The following is a 19,332-nucleotide window of genomic DNA, read 5'->3' on the forward strand; positions in this document are numbered from 1 at the left end:
TATAATATAAATTGACCTGTATAACTCCTTACCAAGGTTTCCTTTTAATATTTTAAAACGGTACTTCGGAGTCCAAACAATATGATATTTGCAACGCCAATAAACATGTGATGAACTTCTATAATCGCCCATGCTTTTCGTTTCCTCTTACTTGTGGTGAATAAGAAGTCTCTTTTAGCATGGGCGTAATTCAGGCTATAGCCTCAAGGAACAATCACCACCGCCAGAGGCGGTGGTTTTGGGATGACAATAAAAAGGGGAACGTTAGTGTTCCCCTTCCTTTCAAATCAACCCAGTAAACTTACCAGATCTTAACGCGATCTTCTGGAGCCAAATACAGCTTGTCGCCAGGCTTAACATCGAATGCAGTATACCAAGCATCTAAGTTACGCACGGTCAGCGCGCGATACATGCCGGGGGCATGTCCATCGGTTGCCACCCGAGCACGCAGGGCTTCGTCACGCATCTTAGTAGCCCAGGTTTGTGCAAAGCCGATAAAGAAGCGTTGATCACCCGTAAAGCCTCCAATCACTGGGGCATCTTTGCCTTTAAGCGAGGCGTGGTAAGCATCATAAGCGGCGGCTAAACCTGCTACGTCGGCAATGTTTTCACCTAAAGTCAACTTGCCATTCACGTGTAAATCAGGGAAAGGCGCATAAACATCAAACTGCTGCGCTAACGCATCTCCTTGCTTATCAAATTGAGCAAAGTCAGCGGGCGTCCACCAGTTACGCATAGCGCCAGTCGAGTCGAATGCCGCGCCATTGTTATCAAAACTATGGCTGATTTCATGACCAATCACAGCGCCAATCGCGCCATAGTTGTAAGCGGCATCGGCCTTAGCATCGAAGAATGGCGGTTGCAAAATACCCGCGGGGAAGTTAAGCGCATTCTGCACGGGCAAATTCACCGCATTCACCACTTGCGGCGTCATCCACCACTCGCCTTTATCCATTGGTTTGCCAATCTTGGCTAACTGGTGGCTGTACTCTACTTTTTCGCCATTGATGGCATTGGCGTAGGCATTGGTCGCAGTCATTGCATAGCTGTCGTAATTGCGCCATTTGTCGGGATAACCCACGCCCACCGCCATCGTTGCCACTTTTGCAAGGGCTTCTTTCTTGGTTGAAGGGTCCATCCAATCGAGTTTTTCCACTCGCTGACCGAAAGCGGTCACTATGTTATCCACCATAGCGCTGACTTCTGCTTTGGCCGAAGCGGGGAAATATTGCTCGGCATAGGCATGGCCTACGGCATCACCTAAATATTGGTCGAGTGCCGCTAAGGCACGTTTATCACGGCTGCGCTGCTCTGGCGTGCCAGAAAGCTTAGTGCCATTAAAGGCAAACGAAGCGTTGTCGATAGCCGATGGCAACACATCAGCATGGCTGTTGATATGGTGGAACACGAGCCAATCTTTCCATGCTTCTAAAGGCTCAGAGGCCACAAGCGCAGAAAGTCCCGTAATCGCCGTCGCATGGTAGGCCGCAAATTTAGGCTGATTACCCAGTTGCGCCGACGCTAGAAAGGCAGTCCAATCGATGCCCGGTGCTTTGGCATCAAAGTCAGCACGGCTCCATACCCCCGAAGACTGAGTAAAATCTTCGCTTGCTTCACGGCTGGCGTGGGCTGCGGCAATCTTGTTTTCAAGGGCGAAAATACGATCGGCACGAACAGCGGCATCGCTCACACCCGCATCTTTGAGCAAGGTTTCAATGTAAGTGCGGTAAGCGGTGCGAATGTCAACCATTTTAGGATCGGCAGACAGGTAATATTCACGCTCAGGTAAGCCTAAACCGCCCTGTAAAAAGTAAGGTAAGACTTCGCCCGGCGTTGCTAAACCTTGGGTGACGAAGATCCCAAATAGGTTTTCGGTATAAAAGTCGGTCGCGTTGAGAGGATCGACATCCGCGCGCAGGTTTCCGCCTAACGCCGCAGATAAATCCTGCTTGCTCGCAATGGCCTCATAACGGGCAATATCCGCCTCGGCAGGCTTCATTCCTGCGGCATCAATAGCAGCGGTATCTGTGTAAGCCTTGTAGAAATCGGCGATACGCGCTTCGTCGCTCCCCGCCGCATGTTGCGCTTTCACCAGATCGGCAATCAAACTGGTTTTATGCTTTTCGGTTGCTTCAAAGGCAACGAGGAAAGCGCCAGTGCTGGAGCGATCGGCTGGGATCATCGTCGTTTTCATCCACTCGCCATTGGCGTAGGTATAAAAATCATCCCCTGGTTTTACCGTTGGCGTCATAGCCGCGACATTAATGCCAATCGGCATTTGAGCCGCAACGTCTTGACTTTTTGGTGCGTTTTCGCTGGTTTTAACTGTGTTTTCTGTGGTGTTATCACTGCAAGCAGTGAGCCCAGCCAGTACTGAAGTTGACAGTAACAGCACGGGAATAAGACGGTCCGACATGAATGACTCCTCTCTTTTTTATTATTGTATTTATAGTGTGATTGCTAAGTTTGGCAGTGTAACTGGCACTGAATGAAGAAGTAAAACAAAGCCAATTTTTATGATAGAAAGTTAATGCAAACAATTTGAGCCAGACGCTGAAACACGCAGCTTAGCATCATCACGACCGCGCTCAACTGCAGGCACAAAAAAGCCGACGCTATGTCGGCTTAATCAAGTTTGGCTAACGACTACTTTATAATTTGATCTGAGTGTACTGAGTCCACGCAAGCACTTGTCCCATCTGAGGAATGATCCATACTGCCGTGTGCTCATTTTGATAAACACGATAATAAAATAAATCTTCATCACGGATATCATGCTTACGAATTTCACGGTAGAACTGCATAGCAGAATGGCTGACTTCATCCGGTTTTGTCAGTTCTTTTTGTAACACTTTAACGTGAAAAACATCGACTTTAAGGTCATCAATTGTGGTCTGGTACTGCTCAAACTCACCGCGGATAGTGTATTTAATCGGCGTAGTTAAACAATCTTGATCTGTAATACAGGAGGTTGAATAAAACTTACCCTTATTTTGCCCTTCATAGACCAGAGACATACTGAGATCGTTACGAACTAAGAGTTCGCCCGCGACGGGAAAATAAATATCCGCATGGTAATTGTGCTCAAGTAACTCACCCATTCCTTTATCATCCGCAGGGAGGACAATACGGTTATAGCGAATGCGCTGCTCCATTATTTGGCTCAGCGGAATGAACTCCGCCATATTTAATCCTGCGGGTTTTGCATCTATCGCCGTGATATTGATGATGCCGTGACCACTGCAGGCATCGGCGTCCAGTTCAGGGCAAATCGCCATCGAATAATTTTTGCCATCAGTTGAGGTAAATGCACTGAAGTAATTCAGGTTATTGATGTGATTTCCCTCTGGCGCTAAATGTTTTTGCCACCATGAAGGATGTAAACGATCCTCATCACCAATATAGAAGGTTCGCGCCGTCCCCAGCGTGCCACCAATATTGAGGCTGATATATTTATCGGCATGCCATTTAGCCACCTGTTTAACCACCGCATGGTGGTCGCTCACATACCAAACGATTGCCAAGATAGCGCACAAGAGGGCAATACCAGCAACTTTAGTCCAAACCGACACCCCCACTAAGGCATCACGAATTGCATTCGCATCATTGATCGCCAACATCTTTACATGGGATTGTTCAGAGATATGCAATTGATAACCGCGGCGTGCCACGGTTTTAAGCTGCACTTCGGTATAGGGTTCGAGCTTTTTACGTAAGGTACTGATGCATTGCGTTAAAGAGGTAGGAGCAACCACCCTTTCAGGCCAGCCGACCTGTAGCAATTCTTCCTTAGTAAAAATGGCATTCGAGGATGATAACAGCAGCACTAATAAGGCCGTTTCGGAAAAAGTCAGGCTGATGGTTGTCCCATTCACATGATCGACTAATTCCTTAGCCTGTTCATCTAACATTAAATAAGATGTGATTTTATGCATGTTAAACGCCTGAAAGATCAGCCAATACTGATAAAGTTTGATTACACTAACAACATGCAATCATCATGTGACATTGTTTCTTTCCAAGAAAACGATGATATGCAATCACCAAGTCAAGATGGTTTATTTTACCTTTTAACAACATATAAGAGTGTGACTCTATACTCAGTTTAGTCATTGTTTAATAAGTACAAAGTTAGACTAATACAGAGGTCGCTAAACTAGATTTCTTGGTATTTAAAGATCCAAGAACAACACAAAAGTAATGCACCAATCCAGCCACCCAGCAAACCATACATTAAGGGTAAGCCCAGCCCAGTTTGAGCAAGCAGAGTGAGACTACTTTTAGCCACGAGTGTATCCGAGGGAGTCGCGAGTAAATTTAAAGCACGGAACAGATCAGTTGGGTTCAACAAAATCAGTAGATTGAATACAGTACGATTAAACATCTCACTCATTCCAACCACTGCACTGAGTAAAATCAGATCATAAACCAGCACAAGCACAAACCATAAAATGAGTAATATCCCCAGTGCCTTGGCTTTTTCTCGCACACACAAGCTAACCCAATAACCCAAGAGCACGAACACTAATGACAGTAAAATACTGCTCATAATCAAATGGGTAAACCCGATCGCTATGGATAACTGGGCCTGAGTATCGCCCAGTGATATCAGTATTAATCCTGTTAAACCAAAGCCCAAAATGCAGGCAATGGTCATCACGCAGGCATGGCCTAAAAACTTGCCGCACACCAGATGCCAACGTGCTAATGGATAGGTCAGCAGTAACAACAGAGTGCCGGATTCTTTTTCACCAACAAAGCTGTCATAACTCAACAAAATCGCACCTAAAGGGAGCATAAATACCGATAAAGTGACTAACCCAGAAAGGATCTGGGCAGGCTCAAATACCACTAAGTTGCCGGACACAGCGCTGCCCATAAAACTCACACACAGAGATAGCAGCAACAAGATTCCCGCCATCATCCATAACCAACGATTACGTAAATTATCCTTAAACTCTTTGGCGGCTATGGTGCTCACTATACTCATGGCACTTAAACGATGGTGCAAAACCTCGGAACGGTTCATAGGACTGATTCCAAATTAATCGCCTGATTTATATCGGTTATGTTAATAGTCTTTGTGGGTATTTTTGACGACTGAAGGGGGCAAAGACTTTCCATGTAATGATGAAACACACTCTGCAAACTAGGAGGTTCAATAGAAAAATCCCCCACGGGCACTTTTTGTAATAAGTGATTTAACACGGCTGACTTTTGCTCCTGTGACACAGCGAGCGTGAGTCCCTGCCCCGCGTTTGCCTTAACACATGCCGCTAAAATGGGATCCGCTAGCAATGCTTGCCTTTGAGTATTAGATAGAAAATGCAACAAGATATGATTTGGCAACTGAGTCGCCGCCCTCAGGGAAGTTAAGCTTCCCGAAGCTAACATTCGTCCTCTACCTAAGATCAAAGCGCGATCCATCTGATCTTGTACTAATCCCAACTCATGGGTACTGATAATAATGGCGCAGCCCTGCGCCCTGAGCTGAGCGATTTTTTGATACAGGAAAGCCGATGCCAAGGGATCTAAACCAACTGTCGGTTCATCGAGTAACAGTACCTTAGGCTCAGCCAATATCGCCTGCGCGAGCCCAAGACGTTGCCGCATCCCCTTAGAAAAAGTACTCAAACGCTTATCTTTAGCGGCCTCTAAACCAAATTCAGCAAGTAATTCATGCACTTTAGGCAAGGCAACGTCCTTAAGCTTAGCGAAATATCGCAGCAGCTCATTGGCGGTCATATTGTCATAAAAACTCACATTTTCAGGTAAATAGCCTAAAGACAAACTCTGCCGCACTTGTTGGGAGCTCACACTATGACCTTGAACTTGGAGCAGGCCACTTGTGGGGGTAAGTAATCCCAAAATAAGCTTGAGTAATGTAGATTTACCCGCACCATTATGCCCAAGGAGTGCGATCACTTGACCCGCTAACACCTCAAAACTCACATCATCCAGAGCCTTAAACTTGCCATAGCATTTACTGATATTTGTCGCTTTAACAACCACATCAGCACTCGCTATAGGCTTATTTGCTGAGCAGGTCAAAGTTTGATGATTCATCGCGAACCTCCATCAATCAGTACGTGCGCGCCACTTTGCATTAGGGGAAAACTATCACTTATACCGCTCGTCACTTGGGGTTTAAATTGGCGTTCCACCCAGCGCAGTAACAACACAACGGGGCTTTCCATCAACAGTTTGGCTTCAGGATAAAGCCAAAACAGTTTATCTAAACTATCATTCGGCCTATGGACAATATCCCCTAATCCATCGCCATTCAGATCCCAACCTTGATATTCCGACCAGTAATTCCCCTGCCCCTGATAACTCCATTCAAGTTGAGTTTCTCCGACATATTTGACTTGGGTTTGATTGGCCATAATACGATTATGCCAAAGGCGATTTTCCTCTCCGCCCATGGCCATACTGATCCCAGTATCGCTGTGGCTAAACTCGTTATCTTGAATACGGTTATGTTGAGCGGCGTAAATAAAAATACCTTTCCCTTCATTGCCAAGCTCCACAGTGCCCTTAGGGTTATGGATTTGACTCGCAACATTGGCTTGCACATGGGATGCCTCAGTAATGTTGAGCAAAATGCCAAAGTCCCGCGCCTGAGTCACACGGTTGTGGTGCAGGTAAATATGGGTTGAATTCATTAGGGCATAACCGCCATCGACGGCAATCGCTTGGTTTTGCCACGCTTCGTCGGCTTGGGTATACATATAGTGAATACCATATTGCAGCTTAGTGAATTGATTTTCATAAATGCGGCTGTGGGTAACGGACTCTAAATACACACCATCACGGACAAAAATCAGCTGATTTCGGTCAATTTGTGGCGAATTAACATGCTTAAGATAAATGCCATCACCCCGATCAAGCACATGAATGGCACCGTTGCCACTAATACTATTGTCCGTGATGATGGGCGAGTTTAGCTGTTCGCCATAAATACCAAAACCATCACCCACCAAGCGGTTTCCCTTAATCTGCACATGATCCGCCCCTTTTTTGAGTAAAATGGCGGCATCACGGTAATACAGATCCCGTCCCCAGTGGCGGATATTTAGCCCTTCAATACTTACCTGAGGTGCCTCAATGACCAATGCACTGCCTTGGCGCAGTGCATCTAATGTCGCGCCTATTTCCCCCTTTAGCGAAATGGATTTCGTCACCTTAAAGGAGCCTTCATACACCCCAGTGGCTAGCGCTAAGGTGTCACCTGCTTGGGCTTTGTTAAGGGCAAGGGTGAGTGAATCTGTATCTGTTACCCGAATGAGTGCTGCCCAACTAGCAAAAGAGGCAAAACACAGCAGCCCAATCAGCAATAGATGCGGCTTCATCATCACAACCTTATTTATCACCCGCGAGCAGTTCTAAGGTAATGTCATCAAATCTCAGCACTCGGCCGCCGTATTCCTTAGCAAAGGCTTCGGCGGCAGCTTTGGTACTAAAAGGGGCAACGGCAGGTCCCATCACAGCTTTCTTAGTCGTACCGTAAACATAGAAGGCATTTTGAGCATCAATAAAGGCGCCATCGTCAGGTTGATCCCAATCGGTCGTGCCCGCGTCATGCACCATCATGTAATCAATTTGTCTTTTATTTTCAGGCTGTAATGCAAAGTTAAACATATCGCGGCTAGAACAAAACTTAGGTACCGTTTTCTCAGCCTTGAGATGCACTTGCCCTTTAGGTCCGGGATATTTAGTGATCACCATGCCGCATAAATGGCAACGGTCATGCTCGTGGATCATCTCGGCTTTATGAACATGGTCTGTGGCCTCGCTTTTATTACAGCCAAATAGCAAGGGCACTAACAGCAACAATGCATAGTATTTCTTCATCCTATTTATCCTTTTATTAAAATATCAACGCCTCGCCAGATTCCTTGCAGGGACAGATCTTTACGGCGAGGGTTGATAGAAACGGGTTTCATCTTTCATTCATTTTGCTTTGTGCATTTGCAATCGCATTATCGATTGCTTCACGGTTGATACTGTCCCCATTGTGTTTGAGCAGGAGCTGCCAATGGTCAATGGCCTCTTGGTTACGAGCATGCAAGTAAGCATCTGCCGCGAGTAACATATGGGTTTGAGGCTCAAAGGGAGAGAGTGCTAATGCTTTGGCAATCACCTCTTGGGTTTCAGGTGTCATTTGCCGAAGCTCACGGTAATAAAGCGCGTTAGCTTTTGCCCCTAACACTTCGGCATCTTCTCCCCCTATTTCGAGTAATTTATCTAAGGTCAGCACCGCATCTGAGTACAAACCTCCCGCATTGTAAGCCTGAGCTAATGACATAAGTGCCAAGGTGTTTTGCGGCTCACTCTGAGCCCAACGACTGGCTTTGGTAATCTCGGCCGCCACTAAATAATCAATATTTTCATCAATCCGACCTTGATCCCAATCCCTAAAACGGCCTGTTTGACTGTAGATAGCAAGGGTAAGCAGCACTAGGACGATTCCCATCGCAAAGGGCACCTTGCTCGACATGTTTGGCAACTGTGCGATTCCCATTACTAGGTTTAGACGCATGTGCTGCCAGTAAATATAAGCAACAAACAACAGTAAACTGATGCCAGTGCCTAGTCCTAAGCTCACCATTCCAGTCTCCATTTCACTCTCCAAACAACTCGTTTTAGGAGCCAGATTAACCGTGTGCAGGCATCATCTTTTTATTTTTCATCTCTTTCATTTCGCTGGGTTTCTCAATATTTTTCAGTTCAATTTCAAAGATAAGTGCTGATTCAGGAGGGATAATACCTACGGCTTCAGTGCCATAGGCAAGGCTTGCTGGTACCACAAAACGGTATTTAGACCCCACAGGCATCAACTTTAATCCCTCTTCCCAAGCGGGGATCACCGACATTAATGCAAACCGAGTGGGCTCTTTACGTCCAACCGTATTTTCAAACTCAGTCCCATCGATAAGAGTGCCAACATAGTCCACTGTGACCACATCTTCTGGATTGGGTTTATGACCTTTACCTTGGGTTAAGACTTCGTATTGAAGACCAGAGGCGGTAACTTTAACGCCAGACTTTTTTTGATTTTCAGCAAGATATGCCGCACTTGCCTTTTTAGTTTCTGCCATTTGTTTTTCAGCAACGACAGTTCTTGCGGCATTGAGTTGTTCTGCTCTTTGGTTCAGGTAGGTCAGCACTTCTTCGTCGGTTAATTGCTGTTTATCTTTAAGCGCATCCACAAAACCTTGCACGACTAAGTCGACATTCACCTCTGAGCCTAATTCAACTTGGTTGTAGACTTGACCAGAAATGTAATTACCAATAGAAGCGCCAATGCTGTAAGAGGTTTTATCTGCATCGGTTTTCAGACTTGTGCCGGCAAAACTGGCTACCGAAACAAATAATGCGGCGCAGGTCGCCACTGTGATGCTTTTGGGGATAAAAGAAGTTGGCATACGTGTTTTCATTTTATGTTCTCTACAATGTTAACCCTGTGGGTTTCGCCTTTTGGCCCTGCAAACCAAACCGATAAAACATCGGTCCTGTGTGTTACTAAGGTTTTTCTGTTACTCGACCTGACATACGCCAGCCATAAATACCATCGGCCATATGACGCACACCTGTGTAACCTAGCTTCATGGTTTCTCTCGCCGCCATATTGCTGCTGGTGCAAAGGCGGTTAGCGCAGTAAAACACCATGACTGCATCTTTATTCTTTGGAAGTAACTCTCTCCAATTCTGAACATTGAAAAAAACTGCTCCGGGGATAAAACCTTCTGCCCATATCTCCAGTGTATTTACGTCGAAAAAATAAACGCCTTGTTTGCCGACTAAGGTTTCCGCTTCCATCATCGAAATGGGATTTAATTGGATTTCGTTATAGGGCACTTCAGACATTTCTGAACCACCACCGGCGATGACTGGCATCGCAGTCACGCCTAAGGCCAACACCATCAATATTCGGCTTACACTTTGACGAAGCATGTTATGCATAATTAGGCTCTCATATTCCCCGACACCCAAAGGTGTCGGGGATAACTAGGACTCAAGTTAAACTATATTTTCTTCGCACTCAGCGCATTACCATCAATGATTGCTTGGGCTTGGGTCACATAGGTCAAGGCGGCATCTAAGCGTTTTTGTGAGTAACGCGCACCATGAACACCCCATGAACCATCGGCTTTAATCAGCTTGAGGACATCTTGAGCTTTATCGGTCAACAACAGCACTTGCGTCTTATCTTCTACCGATAACTTCGCCATATTGGGCGACTTATCGATGCTAATAAGGGCTTTTTCTACTTTGGCATAGGTTTCTTTCACTGGTTTTTGCCACTTCTGAACTTTGCCGTAGATTTGCTGTTGATCTTTAAAGTGCAGACCCTCACCCAACTTAGATTGGAATTGGCTATGGCAACCTTTGTTATCCACTACATCGTGATCAGAAGCGGAAGTACGAGCACAGGTCCACATGAGATCGAGGTAGTTATGGCCATTTTCGTCCTTCGCCACAGTCCAGCCCTTAGTGGATGAGTCGCGAGACTTACCTTCAGGTGGGTTAAGTGTCTTACGCAATGGATCAACATCGATTTTCCACATGTGCGACTTACGAACGTTGTCGAAACCGGCCATATCAGGGAACTGGATCGCGGTGAAGTTTTCACAACTACCCATGTTTGGCATATGACAGCTTTGACAAGTTTGTTTACTGTGGGTTTTGGTATTACTCGCAATTTCAGCCTGTGCCGTATGGCAATCGGTACATTCTTTGATGAGTTTTGGTTTAGTAATACCGGATTTCCAATCACCATCAGTCACTTCGTGTGGATCATGACAGGTAGAACAACGCATACCCTTATCGTAGTGAGACGAGGCAAACATTTGCGAACCTTCTGTACCACAAGATGGGCACGAAGATTTCATCTTCACGTTAAAGGCATATTCCAGTTTTTCTTTACCCTGTGGGGTTTGCGCAAGTTCTTCTACGAAGTTAAAACGCTGGTGACAACGCTCACAGTTAGAAGGCATACCACCACCGATACCGCCGTCTAAATGACCACCTGCGCCATGACACTCTTCACAGGTAATACCGAGTGACACTGTATGTTTTTGGAGCTCTTTAGGATTACCAAGGGCTGCAAAAAACTCATCTTTAGTTTTAAAATCAAACTTAAAGGTGTGGCACATTTCGCAATAGGAACTCGCAGGTTGGAATAAGAATTCCTTCTCGTATTTAGCACCATAGGAGCTCATACCCCATTGGTGTGAACCACTCGCGCCAAAATCTTCCATTTTAGTTGGAAATTCAGGAATAACTTTCTGAATTTTCTTCGCCATTTCAGGGGTTAACCATTCAGCCCAACCACGGGAGAATTGGTTACCACCGGCGACCATAGTGCCAGTACCATCTTTGAGTAAACCGTCTTTCACATGGAAAGTACCGCGTACTAAGTAGCTATCGATAAAGCCGTATTTGGTTCTTGGTGTTCCCACCGTCGCATAAATTGCATCAGGGGTAATGCCGTCTGGCAGGATAGAAGTATCCTTAGTGCCATACATGGTTTTGTTTAAATCGTTATCGACTTCGGGATGACTCCCCGGAAAACGTAAGGTTTTTGAATGACGTGAACGTTTCCACTTTTCATATTGTGGACCGTGGCACTCACCACATTTTTCAGGACCAACAAACTTATTTGGGAAATCCAAAATCGACTTGGCACCGAGGCGATATTGCAATGCCATAGGGCGATTGCCCTCTTGATGTTGGCTATATTTTTGGCTATCACCACCGTGTAAGTATTCTTCACCACGGTCACTGACCTTATAGGTTCCTTTTAAACGACCTTGCTCGGCATATTTAAATACCGGATGATTTTCAAAAAGAAAATCAAACAACTCTTTTTCCTGAACAATATAATCCTGCAGTGTTCTTACACCACGGGATTCTAGTGTTAGATCGGGATTAGCCATAATTCCCTGAGCTTCCGCACTCATTTGTTTATTACCATAGCCAGGCTTTACCTCGCCCGGTTTAGCATCGGATGCTATTCCGGCCACACTGACGATAGTACCTAAACAAAACAGCACGCTGAGTGCTATTTTGGATTTCCATCGTTTCATCATTCACTCCTAATTATCATTAGTTTTTTATTTTCTACTGAACCTAACTGCTCACTGAACGACATAAACAATTGACCAGTTACAGCATGGTGGAGGCAAAAAACCATTAAAAATCAGAGCTAGAGCACACTAAATTCCCGCTGATAAATCAAGATGAATAAAATCAATTAAAATAAATTAAATACAATAACTTACAAATTTAATGTCATTTATTTTTTAGAAGTTAAAAAGCACATTTCAGTTATAAAAAAAACTAAAAATGCATTTGATTTTTCAAAAAAATATCAAGCGTAAAAAGGAATGATTTAATAACGGATAAGATCACATTATTAAATGCAAAACTCGACTAATCTTAAAATCAACAGTGATTAAACCTCGTGATTAAACTGACTTTTTCCAACAAGGTCTTATATGTAAATTTAAAATTACAAGAAAACAACTCAAGTTGATGAGCGAACTTAATAAAAATCAGCATGTGAAAATCACACGGGTAAAATAGCCAACTGTAAACACTATATTACCGCGACCACATTATTCTAAGGCATAATAAATGACAACTATGCTTCCAGAAATTGGACATATATTACTGATCATCAGTAGCGTATTGGCATTATTTTCTGCAACACTGACCTTAATTGGTGTTAAGCAGAATAATGCCTATCTGGTGGGATTAAGCCCGACACTCTTTAGAGCCATATTTACCTCAGTATTTACTTCACTTCTTTGCTTAATTTATTGCTTTATGACTGATGATTTTTCTGTTGCTTATGTCGCAAACCACTCGAATAGCCAATTAGCCTTGGGTTATAAAGTGGCCGCCGTTTGGGGCAGCCACGAAGGGTCAATGCTGTTTTGGATATTTGCGATTGCCCTTTGGGGCGCGATCATCAGTTATCGCATAAAGATGGCGGATTGCACTCAAGATAAGGCCAGCGATAAATACCAAGACGCCCTGTATTTTGCGAGGCTGTTGGCCATTTTGGCATTAGTGATCCTTGGTTTTAACCTATTTTTACTCTTTACCTCTAATCCCTTTGCCCGCTTATTACCTAACATTCCGATTGAAGGGCGAGATCTTAACCCCATTTTGCAAGACATAGGACTCATACTGCACCCCCCCATGCTCTTTCTTGGCTATGTAGGCCTTACGGTTTGCTTTGCCGCAGCGTTAGCATCACTGCTCGGTGGTGGTTTTAATACTCGCCAAATTAGCTATTTACGACCTTGGGTATTATTAGCGTGGGTGTTTCTAACGGGCGGCAATGCCTTTGGATCTTGGTGGGCCTATAACGAACTGGGTTGGGGTGGTTGGTGGTTTTGGGATCCTGTCGAAAATGCCTCCTTTATTCCTTGGCTTGTGGCAACAGCATTAGTGCATTCCCTCATTCTCACTCAACGTACTCATGGCTTTAAACTGACGACTTTACTGCTGTGCTTATTGGCATTTTCACTCAGTTTACTCGGCAGCTTTTTGGTGCGTTCCGGCATAGTGCAATCAGTACATGCCTTTGCCGCCGATCCGACCCGTGGCATGTCAATCCTCTGCTTATTAGTGATTTTTGTTGGGGCTGCGTTACTCATTTTTGCACTCAAAGCCCATCATTTAAAACAGGATGTGACTTTCGCGCTTTTCAGTAAGGAAACGCTGTTACTGCTCGGGATCGTTATCTTAGTCGTAGCAGCGTTTTCCGTATTACTCGGTACATTTTACCCTTTGATCTATGAGCTGCTCGATTTAGGTACACTTTCAGTGGGGGCCCCTTATTTCAACGCTATATTTGTCCCCCTCACTTTCTTGCTTGTCCTGTTAATGGGCATTGCGCCCTTAGTGCAATGGCAAATAGCGCAATGGCAAAATGCCTCAAAGACTCGTATTACTTCCCTGCTCATTCCTAGCCTAGTGATATTAGCCGTCGCAGGCTGGGTAAGCTTACAAGCCGCCTCGGGCAGTAGCTTATTTTTACTCCTTGGCACTGCCGCAGCACTTTGGTTGCTGGTGTGTTTATTGCTCACGATATTGGTAGCCTCGGGATTGGGTAGACGAGTATATGCCCATCAATTAACCCAAAACCGCAGTGAGCACGGCTTAAATCCTCCCGTTAAGTCATCAAAACAAGGGTTTGTCGCCATGCTATTCGCCCACTTTGGGGTGGCTATCACTATTATTGGTGCAACATCCGTCTCTTTTTTTGAACAGGAAGCCCTACTGCGAATGGGGCCTGGTCAAGGTAAGCCTTTGGCGAGTTATATCTTAGTGTATGAAAGCACTGAGAATGTTGAAACCAACAGCTTTACCGCCATTCAGGCCAATATCTGTATCCGCGATGCCGCGAATGATGAACGGGTTTTAGGCTATATCACACCACAACGCCAAACCTTTAAAAGCAATGGGATGGAAATGTCCCACGCGGGTATCGACCACGGTTTATGGCGGGATATTTATGTGTCCATGGGGCTGCAATTAAGTGACAGCGAATATCTTATCCGCATCAGCTATAAACCCCTTGCGAGTTGGATCTGGCTGGGCGCCATATTAATGATGCTAGGTGGGGCGATTGCCGCTTGGCCTACTCGCCATTTTAGCTATCAAGCTGATTTAACAACCTTAGTTAACCTATCCCATCACAAACCACAGGAGACACTTGCCTAATGAATCCAATATTGCGCTTTTTAGTCTTACTGCTCCCTATCTCCTTATGTGGGATAGGTATCCCATGCTTATCCGTAGCGCAAACTCAGCCCATATCAAGCCTTTCCTACCAGCAACAGGCAATAGATATCAGTAAAGTGCTGCGTTGCCCTATGGCGACGAATCAAAGCCTATTTGAATCACAGGCGCCAATCGCCCACGAGCTCAAAGCACAAATATTCTCGATGCTGGAACAGGGGCAAAGCCAAGATGAGATTATCGATTTTATGGTGCAACGCTATGGTCAAAAAATCCGTTATCAACCTGAATTTAAGGCCTCCACCTTCGCACTTTGGTTTGGGCCACTGCTGTTATTAGTGCTTGGTGTTGGGTTGTGTCTCGCATTGGTAACCCGTAGAAAAACACAAACGACTATTTGAAGTAAAGGATAACCAGATGAAATTACAATATTTTCCCTTTGTTCTACTGGCGTGTTTGGGTCTGTTTTCTAATAGCAGCTCAGCCCACTCACTAGACAATAAACTCTACAGTACGGGAGAGCCCCTCCCTAAGCCCCTTGTGATGACTGGTTTTATAGAAATGCAGCACGCACGCGGCGTACCAGAAGTTCCCTTTATTGATGAATCAGGACAAACCCAAACCCTAAAACAGCACCAAGGAAAATTGGTTTTAGTTAATCTTTGGGCAACCTGGTGCGCCCCCTGTTTAAGGGAAATTCCAGAACTCCAAAAACTTAAGCAGCAGTATCAAGGGAAGAATATCGCCATCATTCCAATCTCTATCGATGAAGAATCTAAAGATGTACGCCCTTTTCTTAACCAACATGGCTTTAGCGGCTATGCCACTTGGCTTGACCCGGAGCAAAACATAGAACAAATCATTCCCGCGAATGTCGTACCCGCCAGTTATATTTTTGATGCTAAAGGTAATCTTGTCGGTTTTGTGCGGGGATATCTCGATTGGGCTGATAAAGACGTTGGCCCTTATCTTGATCAACTGATTGCAAAATACGGCCAATAATCACCAAGTAACACAGGCTCACAATATATTTCTCCATTCGGTCATCCGCCAAAATTTACCGAAACCCGCTGCCGCCTATTTGGCTGCGGGTATTTTTATCTCTGCCCCATCTTTGTATTCTGCGACGCATTTCTTTAAAATTGCCGCCAAACTCTTTATTTCAAGGCAAATCAGATGAAACTCACCCGCTTAACTCAACCTATTTATGACCACTTATATCGTGATATCAGTGAGTTTCGTAGCACCTTCGACTTGCCCGTTAATGATGTTGATTCTTTAGATGACAAGGCCGACACCTTACATACTTCACTGATTATTGAGGAGTTAACTGAACTTGCAGAAGCCGATAGCCGTATCGAACAGGCCGATGCCATAGTCGATTCTGTATACGTGTTAATGGGGCGTTTGGTGCATTTAGGCGCACAGGCCATGACCGACAGACTCGAAATCAGTTACCTGATTGACTTGTTGCTTTGCGTGGCTCAAAACCGTGAAATCGACTTTATTAGCTGCTGGGATGAAGTCCACTCGAGCAATATGAGTAAAGTGTGCCGTAACGAGCAAGAACTTGCCGAGACCATAGCCTTCTATGCCAAGCAAGGTGTTGAAATTGTCGGTAGTCAGCAAGGTGATTTCATCATAGCGAAATGCGCTAAAGATGTGGAAATGGCAGGTAAAGTGGTTCGCCAAGGTAAGGTACTAAAATCGGTTTACTACCGCCCAGCGGATCTGACAACACTGGTTAAAGCCTAGATTTTATAGCTTTTTTAAGAGCCTGTTATTTGCAGGCTCTTATTTCGCCAAGGCAATTATCTCGCCTAAGCGATTATCCAGCAGTAATGACTTTTCAGCGTGTGTTTTAACGAGGCAATCCGTATGAATCCAGCAAAAGTCGTGCGTGCTGAGGTTAAGCAATTGACTGATTTACCAAATATTGGCAAAGCTTGTGCGGCGGATTTACGTTTGCTTGGCATAGATAAGCCTGAGCAACTGCTGGGGCAAAATCCCTACGACTTGTATCGAACCCTGTGTAACAAAACGGGCAAAAGACACGACCCCTGTATGCTCGATGTGTTTATCTCCATCACCCGTTTTATGGCAGGTGAAGATCCTAAACCTTGGTGGTTTTACACCGATGAGCGCAAAAATACCTTAGAGAAATGATGCTTTAGCGACTATCTATCCGCCTGTTTATCCAATGGTATCGTTTCGGGCTCTTCCCTTAACCACTCACGCCAAATGGCCACCAGCAGGGCCATCAATACAGGACCAACAAACAAACCGACAAAACCCATGGTTTTTACGCCGCCGATCAGACCGAAAAAAGTCGGTAAGAAAGGCAATTTAATCGGCCCACCGACAAGATTAGGCCTTAAGGTTTTATCGACAATAAACAGCTCTATGCTGCCCCAAAGAAACAAGCCGACACCCGCCGTCATATCGCCAGTGCCGACAAGATAGAGTGAAATCAAGGTAAACATGGTTGGCGCGCCGCCGGGAACCAAGGCCATAAAGGCGGTTAACACCCCAAAAGCCACGGCCGAAGGTACTCCCGCAATCCAATAGGCAATCCCCAGCACTATGCCCTCACCAATTGCGATAAGCGTCATACCTATCACGGTAGAACTGACTGTTGCAGGCACCACACGGGAAAAACTATGCCAGCGAGCAGGCAACACTCGCTCACCCACGATATCCAACTGTTTAGCCACTTGCGGACCATCTTTATAGAGGAAAAACAAAGTGATCAGCATAAAAAGTAAGGTCAATAACAACCCTAAAGTATTCCAACCCAATTGCAGCACCCAACGGGAAATGCCACTCAAATTCTGGCCACTAATGGCACTGATAATTTGGCCTAATTCATGGGGTTCACCAATAAACTGCTGCCATTGCAGGGTTAACCATTCACCCATCCAAGGTAAATCTTTGATCCACAAGGGCACGGGCGAACCGTGTTGGTTAGTAAACACCAACCAATCAACCCAAGTTCTAATCTCTTGTAACGCATAGGAAAATACAAACACAAGCGGAATAATCAGCCCGAGCACAATACAACATAGGGCAATGGTTGCCGCCAACGCCGAGCGACCACCGCATTTTGCCAATAGTTTTTGATAGAGAGGCCAACTTGAAAAACACACAATCAATGCAGCTAAGGCGGGCACTAAAAAATCGATAAAAAAGAATACGCCAGCACACAAGAGCAAAACCAACAAACTACGACCAATAGCGGCATTACTGAAAATCGGCGTCATAGTGCTAAAACCCCCCACAATAAAATTCAACGATAAAATGGAAAACACTCTGCATTACACCAAACAAGGTTAACGCTTAACCAACTCGTTCTACGAATCAGTTTATTGCGCAGTGCTTCCCATGGGCAATGACTTTAACACCGAATATTGAGCTGTGTATCTATTCAATCTTTGAAGACAAAAAGCCTTTGGATATCTATCAAAGGCCTAACATTTGGAATGAGCTTATTGAGCCGAAAGCTGCTCAACTAATTTCTCTGGCTGGCTAAAATCGGTAATACGCTGAATAACTTTACCATCCTTAACCCACAGTAAAGTAGGAATATTGCGGATTTTAAAATGATTAAATAACACACCTAATTCATCGATACTAAAATCGACTTGAGTTTGATAAAGCTGCTTAAAATCTTCGAGCGCTTTATTGTCTGTCCACAAGTGATTGACCACACCGTGCCACGATTTATTAGGCACTTTTTGCGCGAGATTATTTAAACCTTTTTGAACGGCAATACACTCTTTAGACATTTCTGGGCGGCTATCAGCCAAATACCAATCACACCATGTTGCGGTGAAAAAAAGTAAATGCTCACCTTGTTCCCAAGGTTTCAGTAACTTAGCTGTTTGTTCAGCACTGGGTGCCTCCGTTATCTGTGCAGTCAACTCTTGGCCATTCGCCAACATATCGATAAATTTATCTAAATTGGCATCAGACTCATGGCTAGTGTAAACCACATCACCAGCACGATTGATTAATACACTATAGGGTGTACCGACCAAACCTAAAGCCACACCCAGCTCGCCTTCATTATCCAACCACACGGGCATAGTGAGCCCGAAACGCGCGATAACGTCAGCAATCTTAGGTTGCTCTTCATTAATATTGATGTTCACCGCGACGATATTAATCTTGTCCTGATATTTCTTCTGCAGGGCTTCAAAATGCGGCATTTGCTCCATACAAGGTTGGCACCAGGTTGCCCAAAACTTTAGGTATATCGGCTTGTCACCCGCAACACTGGCTAAAGTCACTTGCTGCTGATCTGGATAGGTTTTAAGTGCGATATCTTGATAGGCTTTATTGCCCGCAAACGTAGCAAAACTCATAACGGCAAGGCACATAACAATGATTTTACGTAACAACATATTGCTTTCCTTAAATCTATAGAACACTCGCACCCACGACTATGGGGCGAGTGATTTGCAGCCATTTGTACAGAAAAATATAATTTAAAAGAAGCGGCAGTCTCACCAACAACCAACCTTTAAACGACGAGTATAAACTAACAAGCCGCTAATTTAGCCATATTAAATG

Annotated in this window: 18 protein-coding genes; 5 read left to right on the forward strand and 13 right to left on the reverse strand. The window is 44.9% G+C overall.

Features of this window, described 5'->3' with window-relative positions:
* The 11 genes from L5M28_RS20345 to sirA form a co-directional block, all read right to left on the reverse strand.
* A partial coding sequence (locus L5M28_RS20345) for a transposase (protein ID WP_263204288.1) occupies positions 1-132 on the reverse strand: 132 nt, incomplete at its 3' end.
* A 169-nt stretch (positions 133-301) separates the two neighbouring features.
* On the reverse strand, positions 302-2,416 hold the full coding sequence (locus L5M28_RS20350; RefSeq protein ID WP_263204274.1) for a M13 family metallopeptidase: 2,115 nt from the start codon (positions 2,414-2,416) through the stop codon (positions 302-304).
* A 235-nt stretch (positions 2,417-2,651) separates the two neighbouring features.
* Positions 2,652-3,935, reverse strand: a complete 1,284-nt coding sequence (locus tag L5M28_RS20355; RefSeq protein WP_263204275.1) for a transcriptional regulator — start codon at positions 3,933-3,935, stop codon at positions 2,652-2,654.
* A gap of 221 nt (positions 3,936-4,156) precedes the next feature.
* Positions 4,157-5,029, reverse strand: a complete 873-nt coding sequence (locus L5M28_RS20360; RefSeq protein WP_263204276.1) for an ABC transporter permease — start codon at positions 5,027-5,029, stop codon at positions 4,157-4,159.
* Complete coding sequence (locus L5M28_RS20365; protein ID WP_263204277.1) at positions 5,026-6,066, reverse strand: ATP-binding cassette domain-containing protein; 1,041 nt, start codon at positions 6,064-6,066, stop codon at positions 5,026-5,028. Before L5M28_RS20365 ends, L5M28_RS20360 begins: the two co-directional genes overlap by 4 nt.
* Positions 6,063-7,352, reverse strand: a complete 1,290-nt coding sequence (gene nosD / locus L5M28_RS20370; RefSeq protein WP_411569190.1) for a nitrous oxide reductase family maturation protein NosD — start codon at positions 7,350-7,352, stop codon at positions 6,063-6,065. Before nosD ends, L5M28_RS20365 begins: the two co-directional genes overlap by 4 nt.
* A gap of 10 nt (positions 7,353-7,362) precedes the next feature.
* Positions 7,363-7,854, reverse strand: coding sequence for a nitrous oxide reductase accessory protein NosL (locus L5M28_RS20375; RefSeq protein WP_219253156.1), 492 nt, complete (start codon positions 7,852-7,854; stop codon positions 7,363-7,365).
* A gap of 88 nt (positions 7,855-7,942) precedes the next feature.
* On the reverse strand, positions 7,943-8,623 hold the full coding sequence (locus tag L5M28_RS20380; RefSeq protein ID WP_263195901.1) for a tetratricopeptide repeat protein: 681 nt from the start codon (positions 8,621-8,623) through the stop codon (positions 7,943-7,945).
* A 34-nt stretch (positions 8,624-8,657) separates the two neighbouring features.
* Positions 8,658-9,440 carry an FKBP-type peptidyl-prolyl cis-trans isomerase gene (locus L5M28_RS20385; protein ID WP_263195900.1) on the reverse strand — a complete coding sequence of 261 codons (783 nt, stop codon included), beginning with the start codon at positions 9,438-9,440 and terminating at the stop codon, positions 8,658-8,660.
* Positions 9,441-9,525: 85 nt separating this feature from the next.
* Positions 9,526-9,966 carry a rhodanese-like domain-containing protein gene (locus L5M28_RS20390; protein WP_028761786.1) on the reverse strand — a complete coding sequence of 147 codons (441 nt, stop codon included), beginning with the start codon at positions 9,964-9,966 and terminating at the stop codon, positions 9,526-9,528.
* A gap of 62 nt (positions 9,967-10,028) precedes the next feature.
* Positions 10,029-12,092: a dissimilatory sulfite reductase SirA gene (gene sirA / locus L5M28_RS20395; RefSeq protein WP_113939219.1), complete on the reverse strand. Its 2,064-nt coding sequence runs from the start codon at positions 12,090-12,092 to the stop codon at positions 10,029-10,031.
* A 550-nt stretch (positions 12,093-12,642) separates the two neighbouring features.
* On the opposite strand from sirA, the gene L5M28_RS20400 reads away from it, so the two are divergent.
* The 5 genes from L5M28_RS20400 (at position 12,643) to L5M28_RS20420 (ending at position 16,926) form a co-directional block, all read left to right on the forward strand.
* Positions 12,643-14,742 (forward strand): heme lyase CcmF/NrfE family subunit, encoded by a 2,100-nt coding sequence (locus tag L5M28_RS20400; RefSeq protein ID WP_263195899.1) that lies wholly within the window; start codon positions 12,643-12,645, stop codon positions 14,740-14,742.
* Complete coding sequence (locus L5M28_RS20405) at positions 14,742-15,161, forward strand: cytochrome c-type biogenesis protein CcmH (RefSeq protein WP_263195898.1); 420 nt, start codon at positions 14,742-14,744, stop codon at positions 15,159-15,161. The genes L5M28_RS20400 and L5M28_RS20405 overlap by 1 nt, the downstream gene beginning before the upstream one ends.
* Before the next feature lie 16 nt (positions 15,162-15,177).
* Positions 15,178-15,762 carry a TlpA family protein disulfide reductase gene (locus tag L5M28_RS20410; protein ID WP_263195897.1) on the forward strand — a complete coding sequence of 195 codons (585 nt, stop codon included), beginning with the start codon at positions 15,178-15,180 and terminating at the stop codon, positions 15,760-15,762.
* Positions 15,763-15,936: 174 nt separating this feature from the next.
* Complete coding sequence (locus L5M28_RS20415; RefSeq protein ID WP_105250355.1) at positions 15,937-16,515, forward strand: nucleoside triphosphate pyrophosphohydrolase family protein; 579 nt, start codon at positions 15,937-15,939, stop codon at positions 16,513-16,515.
* A 123-nt stretch (positions 16,516-16,638) separates the two neighbouring features.
* The gene (locus L5M28_RS20420; RefSeq protein ID WP_263195896.1) at positions 16,639-16,926 is read left to right on the forward strand and encodes a helix-hairpin-helix domain-containing protein; all 288 of its coding nucleotides are present in this window, start codon (positions 16,639-16,641) and stop codon (positions 16,924-16,926) included.
* 11 nt (positions 16,927-16,937) lie between these two features.
* On the opposite strand, the gene L5M28_RS20425 is transcribed toward L5M28_RS20420, so the two are convergent.
* Positions 16,938-18,020: an AI-2E family transporter gene (locus L5M28_RS20425; RefSeq protein WP_113939224.1), complete on the reverse strand. Its 1,083-nt coding sequence runs from the start codon at positions 18,018-18,020 to the stop codon at positions 16,938-16,940.
* Between the two features lie 225 nt (positions 18,021-18,245).
* Positions 18,246-19,163, reverse strand: coding sequence for a TlpA family protein disulfide reductase (locus L5M28_RS20430; RefSeq protein WP_263204278.1), 918 nt, complete (start codon positions 19,161-19,163; stop codon positions 18,246-18,248).
* Positions 19,164-19,332 lie beyond the last annotated feature (169 nt).

Origin of the sequence: Shewanella sp. SW32 (assembly GCF_025653365.1) — a bacterium.
GTDB lineage: Bacteria > Pseudomonadota > Gammaproteobacteria > Enterobacterales > Shewanellaceae > Shewanella > Shewanella oncorhynchi.